This is a genomic window from Pedobacter ghigonis (genome assembly GCF_903166585.1).
Classification (GTDB): Bacteria; Bacteroidota; Bacteroidia; order Sphingobacteriales; family Sphingobacteriaceae; genus Pedobacter; species Pedobacter ghigonis.
This window is the reverse complement of the sequence record NZ_CAESCM010000011.1, coordinates 100,129-114,423: the sequence shown is the minus strand read 5'-3', so window position 1 is coordinate 114,423 and position 14,295 is coordinate 100,129. Positions and strand designations below refer to the sequence as shown.

Below are 14,295 nucleotides of genomic sequence, written 5' to 3'. Positions count from 1 at the left end.
TTTTATTTAGTATGTAATTACCTGTTCTTCCAAATGTTCGGGTAGATCTCTGTAGTTGTATTTTTGCCCGCGCAATTGTGGCTCGAAACCAGCTGCCCTGATCGATTGTTGAATACCTTTTGCCGTAAAGCGGTGTGGTGCACCTGCAGCCGAAACCACATTTTCTTCGATCATAATCGACCCGAAATCGTTAGCGCCAGCATGTAAACACAATTGTGCTGTTGTTTTACCAACGGTTAACCAGCTCGCCTGTATGTTTTTAATATTGGGTAACATGATGCGGCTAAGTGCAATCATGCGGATATATTCATCTGCAGTTACAGTGTTGCTAATGCCGCGCAATCTTTTTAATAAAGTACCATCGTCCTGAAATGGCCATGGTATAAAGGCTAAGAAGCCGTTGGCATCAGCAGGTTTTTCGCTTTGCACCTCACGTATCCAAACCAGGTGCTCGAAACGCTCTTCAATGGTTTCTACATGACCAAACATCATGGTTGCCGAAGTGGTAATATCCAACTGGTGGCAGGCCCGCATTACATCAAGCCATTCCTGACCGCCGCATTTGCCTTTAGAAATTAAGCGGCGTACACGGTCGTTTAAGATTTCTGCACCGGCTCCAGGCAACGAATCCATGCCGGCCTCTTTTAGTGTTTTTAAAACTTCGGTATGGCTAATGCCTTCTAATTTTGCTACGTGTGCAATTTCTGGCGGACCTAAAGCATGGAGTTTTAAATCGGGATATAGTTCTTTTAGTTTTTTAAAGAGATCAGCATAAAAACTCAGACCTAAATCGGGGTGATGGCCGCCCTGTAGCAATAGCTGATCGCCACCTAAGCGGAAAGTTTCCTCAATTTTTACTTTATAGGTTTCAATATCAGTAATATAACTTTCGTCGTGGCCCGGCCTGCGGAAAAAATTACAGAATTTACAGTTGGCTATGCAAACATTTGTTGTGTTTACATTTCTATCTATTTGCCAGGTTACCTTGCCGCTGGGCACCTGTATTTTTCTCAGTTCATTTGCCACAAACATCAAAGATGCGGTATCGGCATTATGGTATAAATGGACACCTTCTTCAAGGCTTAAAAAGTCAAATTGTAATGCCCTTTGTAGTAAATCGGCTGTATTCATAAGGCAAAAATACTAAATTGTTTATACAACAATGCTTAGTTATTATGGCAGGAAAGTAAATTTTTGGCATAAAAAAAGAGCGACTGTTTAATTGCAGTCGCTCTTTTCCTTTTTTGAGGTAATTATTTTAGCGATAATAAAAAACCAATGGTAAAGTTGGCATCCCAGTCAAATACAAAAGTATCGCAATTGGTAGCATCTTTAATGGCTTTGTAGATGTTTACACCACTTTTGATTTTAATTTTATCGGTGTTGTATTTATCAGGATCATTTAGAACGGTAAATCTTTCATCGCCTGTACGGGTTTGTTTGGCTAGTTCAAAGGGTACACCTCCGATAATGAAACAAACTTCGTGTTTTGTAGATGGGATTTTTGAGGATACAGATTTAACATCGTTATATACAACATCATCTTTCAGGTTTTTCTCATAATATTTAGCACCTGGTGCTTCAAAAGATTTAATATCGCCATCCATCCACGAAATTTTAGTGTTGCCCGAACCAATGTCTACAACAAAAGAATTATCATAATAAGATGCAGGTAAAACACACTTTAAAGCCAGTTTACCTTCCTGCTCAGCAGTAACGAGGTTAACAACAAAGCCCATTTTCTTTAATTCAGAAACAATGGCAGTTGTTTTAGGTTCTTTTTGTGCACCTGAACTGATTACAAAGTGAATGTTTTTAGATTTTACACCTTTATCAAACATGGCTCCGATATAATCCTTCAAACCGGTTCTGATATCAGCAGTATTTGCCAAACCTTCGTAAACAAATGATTTTCCAAAATCTTTAGAGATAATTTCCCAGCGTTTTTCTTTATCAATATTTACTACAAAAGAGTTAAAACCCGATGCACCAACTTCTACAACACCTTTATATTCGCCGTTTACAGGTTTTTCAGGAGTATAATTAAAGCTTCTTTTTTCATCGCTTTTGGCCGATGCAGGAGATGATACCTGCTCGGTACTGTCTTTTTTACTTCCATCAGTGTTGGCTACGGCATCAATTTTTCCTGATTCGAAGGCCCAGTAACCAAGGCCAATGATAGGTATTGCGATAATAATTGCTTTTATAGGCCAGCGTAATCTTGCCCAGGTCGATTTTTCTTCCATTGTGATATGTTTAATTTAAGAGTTTGATTAGTCTAATAATGAAAAGCCTTTGTCTACTTTTTCTTCAGGTTTAAGCTCGTAAGATGCATCGGTCATTCGGCTAACATTAAGCATTTTAAGGTTGCGGTCGTCTACTTTTTTGATGAATTCTTCCAGTTCGCTTTGCGAAGGTGCACCACCAACGGTAATGTTATTATTTTGATCTAAGAAATCGAGGTTCGAACGGATAGATGCAATATTTTGGCTAATGGCACCTGTTGCGGCATTCATTGCTTCCTGAAAAGCCCATCCGTCTTTAATGTTAAAAACTTCTGCAAGGCCTTCAGTTGCATTTTTCATTTTTTGGGTTGCTTCCAGTTTTTTAGAAATGATCGAAATACTGCTATCCAGGGTACTTACATAAATGCGGGCAGCACTTTCGTTATCTTTTAAAACTTCTAAAACTTTGGCAAACTGGTTAGCATATTGTACATAACTGCGGGCATTTTGCTCTTCGGCTTCGCCTTCTTTACCTAAAAGAAAAGCTTTTGTACGTGTTTCTTTGGCATCCCTGTTTAAATCGTTTGCCTTTTCAACGTTGTTGTTTGCAGTTTCCTGTTTAGCTTTTTCATCTAAACTTGCAGCTTCAACAGTAAAGCGTTTAGCATAGGTGTATTTTTCTTCGGCAGTTTTTTGAGCTGTTTCTCCGCTTTGCACCATGTCTATCCGTACACCGTCAACATTGGCAATTTTATCTTTTACTCTTTTTAAAGTATCCTTTGCGTCTTTTGATAAAAGCTGAAGGGTTTCGATCGGATTACCTCTTATTATGGCTTTTTCGCCTTTAAAAAGTAAAATGGTACCCAATCTGTGTAATAAAGAAATAATTTTTGGCGCAAGTAAAAGCAATACAATCAGTATAATACTAAAAATAACCAGTAAAATACTTTTGGCTGCGTAAACCAGCATAATTGGCAGAAATTTGAAAAATGCAAATGCACCTCCTAAAATTAGTGCCCAAAAAAAGATATTTGATATTACCTTTTTGCCTTCAGGTGTTTTTATCTGGCTGGGAAGATGATCGCCTAAAACCTGAAATATAGGCAGCTGACTTTTAATTTCGGCTGGAATATTTACATACTGATTTTTGTTTTCCATTACGTTTTCGTTAATTTTTAATCGTTAGTTTATGTTTGTTTCAATAATATTCAGTGCTTTTTCTATATCGGCTATTACCTCGTTAACTGCAGCATTGCCTAAAGCAATTTTCTGATCGATATCTTTCAGCTGCGGATCATACTTTACATTAAGACTCTTTAAATCCTGTTCTTTATTTTGCAATTTGGCTTTGAGGTCGGCAATGTTTTGCTCAATGGTTTTAATTTCGTTTACCAGATTATTTTTTTCTTCAACCAGGCTATTTTCTAAGTTTTGTTTTTGCTGCTGTTTCTGGTTGCTTTCCTGTTCTATAACTTTTTTTAATTCGGTAGCATAATTCCGGCCGGTGGTTAGCAGTTTTTGTTTATTTAAGTCTTTTTCTACATATTTTAAAGATGTGTAGGCCGCTTTTATGGTCGAAGCATCAATGCTGCCCATTTCTGCAGCTGCATTCCAAACCTCAAAAAAATCAAGTCCGGGCTCATTCATTTTTTCCAGTATACCCAAAACTTTTATCTTCATTTGTTTCACATCGGTAACGCCAACTGCGCTAACATTTTCTTTTAGATTAACCTGTGGCTGGTTAGTTACAGGTTCGGGTGTTTTTGTGCTATTGCTGGCAGGTTGCTGATCAGGTGTGGTGCCTGGCGCATCTTCACTGTCTTCGAAAATTAATTTTTTTAAACTGTTTAAAATTCCAAATGAATTTTTTGCTGTTTCCTCGCCCATGTTTACTTGATTATCTGTTGCTAAAATAATAAAAATAGAATTGCCCGCGCCCAAAATATCTTTTAATTGTATTCTCTTTATTAATCACATTCTGCTAAATGAATTATTAAATTATCTTTACCCCTCTAAAATTAGGTAATGGTAGATTTTAATCGTTTTACACTAGCTAACGGGTTAAAAGTTTTGGTGCACGAAGATGCAACTACTCCGATGGCAGTTCTGAATATTTTGTATGATGTGGGCGCACGTGATGAGGACCCTGAAAAAACAGGTTTTGCGCATTTGTTTGAACATTTGATGTTCGGTGGATCAATCAATATCCCCAATTACGATGAACCTTTACAACGCGTTGGGGGCGAAAATAACGCCTTTACCAGCAACGATATTACCAACTATTACATTACACTGCCTGCCGAAAATATAGAAACAGCATTTTGGCTGGAGAGCGATCGGATGCTGAGCCTTGCTTTTTCTGAAAAAAGTCTGGATACGCAGCGTAACGTAGTAAGTGAAGAATTTAAGCAGCGTTACCTGAACCAGCCATATGGCGATGTTTGGTTAAAGCTTCGTCCGCTGGCATATAAAAAACATTCGTACCGCTGGGCAACCATTGGTAAAGAGCTTTCGCATATAGAAAATGCCACCATGGATGATGTGAAAGCATTTTTTAAGAAGCATTATACCCCGCAGAACGCTATTTTGGTTGTGGGTGGAAATGTGAAAACCGAAGATGTGAAAAAACTGGCTGAGAAATGGTTTGAACCGATACCTGCCGGAGAGAAATACCACAGAAATTTGGTTCAGGAAGAAGCACAAACAGAAGCAAGGCAAGAAACCGTTAAAGCAAATGTTCCCTTAAATGCCATTTATATGGCTTTTAAAATGCCAGGCAGATTGAATGCTGATTATTATGCTTTCGATTTACTTTCCGACGTTTTATCGCGTGGACAATCGTCGCGTTTATACAACAGCCTGCTTAAAGAACAACAGCTTTTTAGCGATATTAACGCCTATATTTCGAGCAGTTTAGATCCGGGTTTATTTATTATTGAAGGTAAATTGGTAGAAGGCGTAGCCATAGAAACTGCCGAAAAAGCGATATGGGCCGAACTGGATAAATTAAAAACTGAGCTGGTTTCGGATACTGAGCTTACAAAGGTGAAGAACAAGGTAGAATCGATCCTTGTATTTTCGGAAATGAGCCTGCTTGATAAAGCGATGAACCTGGCTTACTATGAAATGCTGGGCGATGCAGCCTTACTGAATAAGGAAACAGCCGAATTTTTAAAGGTTCAATCGGCCGACATTAAAAGGATTGCCAACGAAACCTTCGGCAAAAATTCATCATCAACCTTGTATTATTTAACTGAAGAACATGCTTAACAGACAACAAGCGCCTGATTTTAAGCAGGTATCTGCTATAAATTTTATCCAGCCTGAAAAAAGGTTATTAGCCAACGGTGTACCTGTTTTTACCATTTATTCGGGTGAGCAAGATTTGGTGCGGATCGAATTTATTTTTGAAAACGTTAACTGGAAACGCGAAAAACCCTTACAGGCTATCGCTGTAAATACCTTACTTAATAACGGAACCAACAAGTTATCGGCCAAAGAAATAGCCGAAAAAATTGATTTTTACGGTGCATTTTTCCAAACGGAATACACGCAGGATCATTCATCGGTTTCGTTGTATACGCTGAATAAGCATTTACATTCGGTGTTGCCTATTGTAAAGGATGTTTTAACAAATAGCCAGTTTCCGCAAAACGAACTGGATATTTATATTCAGAACCAGAAGCAAAAACTGCAGGTTAACCTTAAAAAGAACGACATCGTTTCGAGGAAAGAATTTGCACATGCCTTGTTTGGCGATACACCTTACGGGGTGGATATTAAAGCACAGCATTACGATGAACTGAAGCGCGACGATCTTTTAACCTACTTTAAAGCTGCCTACGCACCAAACAACTGCACCATTGTGGTGTCAGGAAAATTTGATACAGCTGGTTTTAACCTTTTGGATAGTAGTTTTGGATACGATTGGGAAAAAAGTGAGGTGGTGAAAAACTCATTTAGCTTTAGTGTTACCGATAAACAATTTGTGTATAAAGAGAAACCTGAAGCCCTGCAATCGGCCATCAGGATTGGCCAGCTGGCGATTAACCGCAAGCATAAAGATTTTTCTGGCCTCCAGATTTTAAATACGGTTTTGGGTGGTTACTTCGGATCGCGGTTGATGGCCAATATCCGTGAAGATAAAGGATATACTTACGGCATTGGTTCGGGTATATCGTCGTTGCAGCAAGCGGGCTATCTTTTTATATCGACAGAAGTTGGTGCCGATGTTTGCGGAGCAGCTTTGACAGAAATTTATAAAGAGATCGATTTATTGAAAACGACACTGATAGGGGAAGATGAACTTAATTTAGTGCGTAACTATATGCTTGGCTCGATGCTGGGCAGTTTAGAAAATGTTTTCTCGCACGCCGATAAGTTTAAAAACATCTACTTCTCCGGCCTGGATTACGATTATTATTCGAGATACATTGAAACGGTAAAAAGCATTACCGCCGAAGAATTGCTGGCTTTGGCCAATAAATACTTCACTACCGAAAGTTTTACCGAAGTGGTAATCGGGAAGAAGTAAAGCGAAGTATTTAAGCTAAGAAGTCAGGTTTTCCTGGAACGTAAGAGATACTGAAACGAGTTCAGTATGACGAGCAGGGTGGAACCTGACTTCTTTTTTTGATTATCTGTATTGGCAAAGATAAGCGGTTTGAACAGTTGCCTTTACCTTAAATGAAGCATTGGCGGGTACTTCGAATTGGTTTCCGGCTGTTATGCTTACCCATTCGGTAGCTCCTGGTAAAAGTGCTTCCAATTCGCCTTCAACAACGTGCATAATTTCTTGCTGTGCGGTGCCAAAGGTATATTCGCCCGGATTAATCACACCTACCGTTGATTTGCCTTCGGTTGTTTCGTACCCTAAAGATTTAACGTTACCGTCAAAATATTGGTTTTCAGTAATCATAGTCTAATTATAAAGTTTTTGCTAAAATAGCTTTTTGCTTATCAGCCTGATAAATTTTTTTGTAAAACTCTACATATTCCGCATATTTCTCTGGTGGGTATTGCTTGTCGTTCATGTGGTAGATCATTTTACTCAACCATATAACCTTTGCAACTTGGAAAATTCCAATTGTCAACAAAGCCTAATATTTAATCAAATTCGCATTTACATTTTTATTTTCCTGGTTTTTCCTTATCTTTGCCTGGCAAATAATAAATCCTAATTTATTTGCTATGCAACTCGATTCCACAAAATTTATTGCCACAGGTTTGACGTATGATGATGTACTTTTGGTACCCGCATATTCCGAAATTCTGCCACGTGAAGTAAATACATCCACTTTTTTAACGAAAAAAATTAAACTCAATGTTCCATTGATTTCTGCCGCAATGGATACTGTAACTGAAGCCGAGCTTGCCATTGCTATTGCGCAAAATGGGGGAATAGGCATGTTGCACAAAAACATGACGATTGAAAGACAAGCCAGTGAAGTACGCAAAGTAAAGCGCTCTGAAAGTGGTATGATCCAGGATCCGGTTACTTTATTGGAATCAGCAGTTGTTGCCGATGCTTTCAAAATTATGAAAGAACATAAAATTGGCGGCATTCCGGTAGTAAGCAGCGATAATAAATTGGTAGGTATCATTACCAACAGGGATTTGCGCTTTCAAAAAGACATGAAAAGACCAGTTTCTGAAGTAATGACTAAAGAAAACCTGATTACTGCACCAGAAGGTACTACACTGGTTCAGGCAGAGGAAATCCTTCAGAACCATAAAATCGAAAAACTTCCGGTAGTAAGCAAAGATGGTTATTTAAGCGGCTTAATTACCTTTAAAGATATTTCGAAAGTTAAAAATTATCCGGCAGCCTGTAAAGATGAGCGCGGACGTTTACGCGTTGGTGCTGCGGTTGGTGTAACTGCCGATACATTACAACGGGTTGATGCACTGGTGCATGCAGGTGTTGATGTAATTACCATCGATACTGCCCATGGCCATACCAAAGGTGTAGTAGATAAATTAAAAGAAGTTAAAGCCAAATATCCTGATTTGCAGGTTATTGTAGGTAACATTGCTACAGGTGCAGCTGCAAAATTCCTGGCAGAAGCAGGAGCCGATGCAGTTAAAGTAGGTATTGGCCCGGGTTCTATTTGTACCACCAGAATCATCGCCGGTGTAGGTGTACCTCAATTATATGCAGTTTACGAGTGTGCAAAAGCTTTAAAAGGTACAGGTGTACCGGTTATTGCCGATGGCGGTATTAAACATACTGGCGATATTGCCAAAGCAATTGCATCAGGTGCAAGTACCGTAATGGCAGGCTCGTTATTCGCAGGGGTAGAAGAATCACCAGGCGAAACCATTATCTACGAGGGACGTAAATTTAAGTCTTACCGCGGAATGGGATCAATCGAAGCAATGGAACAAGGATCGAAAGACCGTTATTTCCAGGATGTGGAAGATGATATTAAAAAACTGGTTCCGGAAGGTATTGTTGGTCGTGTGCCATTTAAAGGTACATTGGCAGAAGTAATGTACCAGTATATTGGTGGTTTGCGTGCAAGTATGGGCTATTGTGGAGCAGCCAATATCGAAGCATTGCAGGAAGCACAATTTGTACAGATTACCGCTGCAGGTATGCGCGAAAGTCACCCGCACGATATTACCATTACTAAAGAAGCACCTAATTATACCAGGTAAGCTAATTTATATATAGCAAAAAACGGGGCATCGGTTACGATAGCCCCGTTTTTTTATGCCTGAATTTTCAGTTCTCACAGCTTTTTTAGGGCGTGAGCGGTATAAAAAAATAAAAATCACAAAATAAAATTTGGCACTTGCTTTTTTTTAATATATTTGTCGACTAAATCTATAGATTTAATATAATAATGAAAACCAAACATAAACCACTGTCGTACTGCTGTTGTAGCTATCCTCAAATATTTACTAAATACCGCCGAACGCATAACTAGTCAACAATAATTAAACAAATACGAATAAACCAATCATGAAAAAAAGCTTACCAATAATCTTTTTCTTACTACTTATAACGGGAGCCATTTTTGCTCAAAGCCCGGTAACCGGGATTATAAAAGGAGCTAACGGGGCCAAAATACCACATGCAACAGTAAAAATAAGAGGTACAAACACAGCCGTTGTGGCCGATGAAAATGGCGCTTTTGCCATTAACGCAAAACAAGAACTTCCTTTCTACATCCAGGTTAGCTCGGTAGGCTATAAACCACAGGATTTTCAAATTATAAAATTACAGGATACCCCAATTGAACTGGTGCTGGTTGAAAGTGCTTTGCTTGATGAGATTGTAGTAACCTCGAGACGACGCTCGGAAGTACTGCAGGATGTGCCTATCCCAATTACTGTAATTGGCGGGCAGGCTGCAGAAAATTCAGGTGCTTTTAACGTTAACCGTTTAAAAGAGCTTGTTCCTTCGGTGCAGTTATATGCTTCAAATGCAAGAAATACCACCCTTAATATCCGCGGCTTAGGTTCAACATTTGGTTTAACCAACGATGGTATCGACCCGGGGGTAGGTTTTTATGTAGATGGTGTTTATCACGCACGCCCGGCCGCTACTTCAACCGACTTTCTTGATATCGAACAAATAGAGGTAATCCGTGGTCCACAAGGTACTTTATTTGGTAAAAATACCACTGCCGGTGCATTTAACATTACCACCACTAAACCAACACAAACACCGAGTGCTAAAGTAGAAATCAGCGTAGGTAATTATAATTTCCTGCAAGCCAAAACTTCTGTTTCAGGTGGTTTAGCTAAAAACCTGGCTGCAAAAATCTCTATTTCAGGTACACAGCGCGATGGTACCATCTGGAATACCAGAGAGGAACGCAAATACAGCGGACAAAATAACCTTGGTTTTAAAAGTCAGTTATACTACACGCCGTCTGATAAGCTGAAGATATTATTAAGTGGTGATGTGAGTGTACAACATCCTGCAGGTTATCCGCTGGTAATTGCCGGTGTTACTACTACGGAGAGAAGTGCTTACCGTCAATATGCTAAAATCGTTTCTGATTTAGGTTATCAGCAACCTAAAATTGATCCTTTTTCGAGAGAAATCAATACCAATACTCCCTGGAGACACAATCAGTCGATCGGTGGTATATCTTTAAACGTAGATTATAAAATTGGTAACGGAACGCTTACTTCTACTACTGCATGGAGATTCTGGAACTGGGATCCAACAAACGACAGGGATTTCTCTGAGTTAGCTGCATTAACCAAATCGCAGGGTAACTCACGCCACGATCAATATTCGCAGGAAGTTAGATATGCGGGTAATATTACCGATAAACTAAGTGGAGTAATTGGTGTATTTGCACTTGCTCAAAACCTAAAAGGCCTGGCGCAAACCGAGGAGGTTGGTAAAGATCAATGGCGTTTTGTACAAACCAGCAATACAGGTAGTCAGGCTTTATATTCAACCCCTGGTTTATTAGATGGTTTCGGTATTAAAACCAATTCAACCATTAAATCGTTAAGTGCGGCGGTTTTTGCGCAGGTTGACTGGGAATTTTTAACACACTTCCACGTATTACCAGGGTTGAGATATACTTACGATAAAAAAGATGTAGACTACGATAGGGTAACTTATGGCGGTTTACAAACCAACGATGCTGCCTTACTGGCACTTAAAGCTGCGGTATACAGCAACCAACAATTTACAACTAATGTAGATAACAACAATTTATCGGGTAACTTAACGGTTTCTTACCGTCCAAATGCCAACCTTAACATTTATGGTACTTTCTCTACCGCTTACAAACCTGTAGGTGTTAACGTAGGTGGATTGCCAACCACTTCAACCGGTGCGGCAGATTTATCAGTTGCTGTGGTTAAGCCAGAATATGTTCAGCATTACGAATTGGGTTTAAAAACCAGACCAGTTAGAGGTGGATTATTAAACATCACTGCTTTCGATACCGATATTAAGGATTACCAAACCAACGTACAATCGCCACAGTTAGGTGTTAACAGGGGATACCTGGCCAACGCAGAAAAAGTGAACGTAAAAGGATTGGAAATTGATGGTACCTATCAGTTAGAAAGATTTTTAACCCTTAATGCAGCAGTAGCTTATCTGGATGGTAAGTATGTGAAATTTACCAATGCACCACTGCCTTTGGAAGAAACCGGTCATACCGAAATTATCAATGGTACAGCAACACAGGTGGCTTTTAAAGATGCATCGGGAGGTAGATTACCAGGTATTTCTAAATGGAATATCTCTGGAGGTTCAGAGCTCAGCTTACCGGGTACTTTAGCTACAAAGGAAGGAAGATTTTTTGTTGCAGCTGATGCCAGCTACCGTTCAGATTATTCTTCAAACCCAACACCATCAAGCGTGTTAGTTGTAAAAGGATATGGCTTGTTTAACGCCCGGTTAGGTTTTAAATCAGATAAGTTTTCGTTATTTGTTTGGAGCAGAAATATCGGCAATAGAAACTACTATGAGCAGTTACAGGCTGCAGCAGGTAACTCAGGCTTATACGCTGGTGTTCTTGGCGATCCGAGAACTTTTGGCGCAACCTTGCGTTACGCATTCTAATTAAATCTTTTCTCTCTTATATTTGGTTAAAGGCGTCGGTTTATCCGGCGCTTTTTTGGTTTTATTGCATTTATAATGCTACATATTATTTTGCAAAGCGAAGCTTTTTATATATCATTGTTTTAGGGCAGGATGGCACTTCCGGATTAGGTTTTGTGAAAAATTAAAGTTTAGAGAGCCCGTATAAAACCTTAACTTCGGTGAAATTTTAGACTAAATGAATAAGCTTAAAGCGGTTTGTGTATATTGTGGTTCGAACTTTAATGGCGATTTACAATTACGCACTGCAATTAAACAATTGGCAGAAACACTTGTAAAACAAGAAATCAAGTTAATTTATGGCGGTGGCAGCGTTGGTGTAATGGGGCTACTTGCTAATGATGTGCTCGAAACCGGTGGAGAGGTTATTGGTGTAATTCCACAATTTTTAATGGATAAAGAGGTGGGGCATACCGGTGTGACCGAAATGATTGTAACCGAGAATATGCACCAGCGGAAACAAAAAATGGCTGATTTAAGCGATGGTTTTGTTATCCTGCCAGGTGGTTTTGGTACACTCGAAGAGTTTTTTGAAGTGCTTACCTGGTTACAGCTCGGACTGCACAACAAACCAATTGGGGTTTTAAATGTTGAAGGTTTTTACGATCCGTTATTTGCACAGATGGAAATTATGGTGCAGCGTAAATTCCTGAAACCGGCCAACCGTGATCTGGTTTTTAACGAAGCCGATGCTACAATATTAATTGATAAAATGGATCATTTTTCGGCCATACCCGATGAGGTTTGGTTCAAGGATAGAAATTTGAGTTAGAGAGGGATAAGTCCATAGTCGATAGTTCATAGTGGGATTGACAAATAGGCCCATTAACTATCAACCATCAACCATTAACTATCGACCATTAACCATAGACCATTAACCAAAAGTTATCTTTAGCTGGCAGAAAAACAAAGTATTACAAAATACCTTATTAAAAGGAACTAAAACTAAAACAATGCAAATTATTACTTCACACGCAGAATTTGAGCAATACCTGGGTAAGGAATTGGGCGTTTCTTCATGGCATACCATTACACAAGAGCAGATTAACAAATTTGCCGATGCTACATTAGATCATCAGTGGATTCATGTTGATGAAGAGCGGGCGCAAAATGAAGGTCCGTTTAAAGCTACTATTGCACACGGTTATTTAACCCTGTCGTTAATTCCTTTTTTATGGAAACAGATTGTTGATATCCAAAACCTGAAAATGGAAATTAATTATGGTATTGAGAATTTAAGGTTTGCGCAGGCGGTAACTGTAAACAGTAAAGTTAGGTTAAAAGCCAAACTGGCTTCAATCATTAACCTGCGTGGCGTAACCAAGGTAAATATGGGTATCGAAATGGAAATTGAAGACCAGAAAAAGCCTGCTTTTAATGGAGAAGTGGTTTTCTTGTATCACTTTATAAACTAATCGCTTAGCTGCTGTAGCGTTTTTATCCAGGCTTGCGTTTTAGTGAGAAATAAACTCTTCTCATGAAAAAAACTTACCAAAACGCAAGCCTGATCATGTTGCTGTCCGCTTTAATTTTACTTGGCGCTTGTAAAAAAAATAAAGTAGAACCAGCTACAAACGATTCATTTTTGCCAATGCAAATTGGTAACCTGTGGTATTCAAATGGTGAAAATTACACCGAAATTAAAGACACGGTTAGGATAAACAACAAGCTTTTCTACAAGTTTTTTTCTTTGATCGGTGGCGATGCTTTCTCAGTTTATTACCTGAGGATTGATGAGCAGAACAGGCTGGTTGAGAGCTATCCCGATGCTCCGTTAAAAATCTTTGTGAGAGCTGATTTTAAAGCCAATGTTGGCGATAAATTCTTCACCACAGGAGATATGGGCTACAATGATAATGAAGTTACGGTTGTTCAAAAAAGCGATACAGAGATGACTTTTTCGTTCGATGCCGTTTATCATCCCAATTTAAAAGGTCACCCTCATTCAATAAAATACATCAAAGGTAAAGGTTATCCGGGCAACTGGAAAAAGGTAATTATTAATGGTGTGGTTTACCAAAACTAATCTTTATCAAACTTCTTCTTTAACCTGCTTACAATAGATGGATCATCCAGTGCCTCCAGACTACTCAGTTCGAGTTCAAGAGCCCTGGTACTGATCTGGATTTCAATCAGTGAAATGATTAGCGATATCATAAAAAAGATTAGGCTTAAGGCAAAGAGTATTTCAGCCAGCGTATTGCGTTCTAAATAAATAAAAAACATACAAAAAAGGCAGCAGGCAAAACTGATTACGCCAAAAGCCTGCATATTTTTAATCAATTTTAAGCGGTAACGCAGGTTTTCGATTTGCTTGTGCAGAGCCACGTTTTTATCGCCATCTTCATATTTAGATTTTAAACTTCTTACCAAACTGGCAAGGGCCAGAAAGCGATTGGTATAGGCCAGCATAATTAAGCTAATGGCCGGAAAAAGTAATGCAGGGATATTGATGGTTAGTTCCATTTGTTGGCTTTAACCAAA

13 protein-coding genes are annotated in these 14,295 nt (G+C 39.0%); 7 read left to right on the top strand and 6 right to left on the bottom strand.

Annotated elements, in window-relative coordinates:
* Positions 1-6: 6 nt before the first annotated feature.
* The 4 genes from HWV58_RS16470 to HWV58_RS16455 all read right to left on the bottom strand — a co-directional run bounded on the left by HWV58_RS16470 (position 7) and on the right by HWV58_RS16455 (position 4,112).
* Positions 7-1,131 (bottom strand): CofH family radical SAM protein, encoded by a 1,125-nt coding sequence (locus tag HWV58_RS16470; protein WP_175635142.1) that lies wholly within the window; start codon positions 1,129-1,131, stop codon positions 7-9.
* A 122-nt stretch (positions 1,132-1,253) separates the two neighbouring features.
* The gene (locus HWV58_RS16465) at positions 1,254-2,246 is read right to left on the bottom strand and encodes a hypothetical protein (protein WP_175635141.1); all 993 of its coding nucleotides are present in this window, start codon (positions 2,244-2,246) and stop codon (positions 1,254-1,256) included.
* Between the two features lie 27 nt (positions 2,247-2,273).
* The gene (locus HWV58_RS16460; RefSeq protein ID WP_175635140.1) at positions 2,274-3,383 is read right to left on the bottom strand and encodes a hypothetical protein; all 1,110 of its coding nucleotides are present in this window, start codon (positions 3,381-3,383) and stop codon (positions 2,274-2,276) included.
* A 24-nt stretch (positions 3,384-3,407) separates the two neighbouring features.
* Positions 3,408-4,112, bottom strand: coding sequence for a hypothetical protein (locus tag HWV58_RS16455; protein ID WP_175635139.1), 705 nt, complete (start codon positions 4,110-4,112; stop codon positions 3,408-3,410).
* Between the two features lie 138 nt (positions 4,113-4,250).
* On the opposite strand from HWV58_RS16455, the gene HWV58_RS16450 reads away from it, so the two are divergent.
* On the top strand, positions 4,251-5,495 hold the full coding sequence (locus HWV58_RS16450; RefSeq protein WP_175635138.1) for a M16 family metallopeptidase: 1,245 nt from the start codon (positions 4,251-4,253) through the stop codon (positions 5,493-5,495).
* Positions 5,488-6,759: a M16 family metallopeptidase gene (locus HWV58_RS16445; protein WP_175635137.1), complete on the top strand. Its 1,272-nt coding sequence runs from the start codon at positions 5,488-5,490 to the stop codon at positions 6,757-6,759. The genes HWV58_RS16450 and HWV58_RS16445 overlap by 8 nt, the downstream gene beginning before the upstream one ends.
* 102 nt (positions 6,760-6,861) lie before the next feature.
* Here HWV58_RS16445 and ppnP read toward each other — a convergent pair whose 3' ends face one another.
* Complete coding sequence (gene ppnP, locus HWV58_RS16440) at positions 6,862-7,143, bottom strand: pyrimidine/purine nucleoside phosphorylase (RefSeq protein WP_175635136.1); 282 nt, start codon at positions 7,141-7,143, stop codon at positions 6,862-6,864.
* A gap of 272 nt (positions 7,144-7,415) precedes the next feature.
* Between ppnP and guaB the strand changes: the two genes are divergently transcribed.
* From guaB to HWV58_RS16415, 5 genes are all read left to right on the top strand, one after another.
* Positions 7,416-8,885, top strand: coding sequence for an IMP dehydrogenase (guaB, locus tag HWV58_RS16435; RefSeq protein ID WP_175635135.1), 1,470 nt, complete (start codon positions 7,416-7,418; stop codon positions 8,883-8,885).
* A gap of 307 nt (positions 8,886-9,192) precedes the next feature.
* Positions 9,193-11,772, top strand: coding sequence for a TonB-dependent receptor (locus HWV58_RS16430; RefSeq protein WP_175635134.1), 2,580 nt, complete (start codon positions 9,193-9,195; stop codon positions 11,770-11,772).
* Between the two features lie 217 nt (positions 11,773-11,989).
* Positions 11,990-12,583, top strand: a complete 594-nt coding sequence (locus HWV58_RS16425; RefSeq protein ID WP_175635133.1) for an LOG family protein — start codon at positions 11,990-11,992, stop codon at positions 12,581-12,583.
* Between the two features lie 181 nt (positions 12,584-12,764).
* A complete protein-coding gene (locus HWV58_RS16420) occupies positions 12,765-13,226 on the top strand; it encodes a MaoC family dehydratase (protein ID WP_175635132.1) in 462 nt (153 codons plus the stop codon).
* A 62-nt stretch (positions 13,227-13,288) separates the two neighbouring features.
* The gene (locus HWV58_RS16415; protein ID WP_175635131.1) at positions 13,289-13,837 is read left to right on the top strand and encodes a hypothetical protein; all 549 of its coding nucleotides are present in this window, start codon (positions 13,289-13,291) and stop codon (positions 13,835-13,837) included.
* Here the strand turns inward: HWV58_RS16415 and HWV58_RS16410 are convergent.
* Entirely contained in the window at positions 13,834-14,277 is a 444-nt protein-coding gene (locus HWV58_RS16410) for a DUF2721 domain-containing protein (protein WP_175635130.1), read from the bottom strand. The genes HWV58_RS16415 and HWV58_RS16410 overlap by 4 nt on opposite strands.
* Between the last annotated feature and the right edge of the window lie 18 nt (positions 14,278-14,295).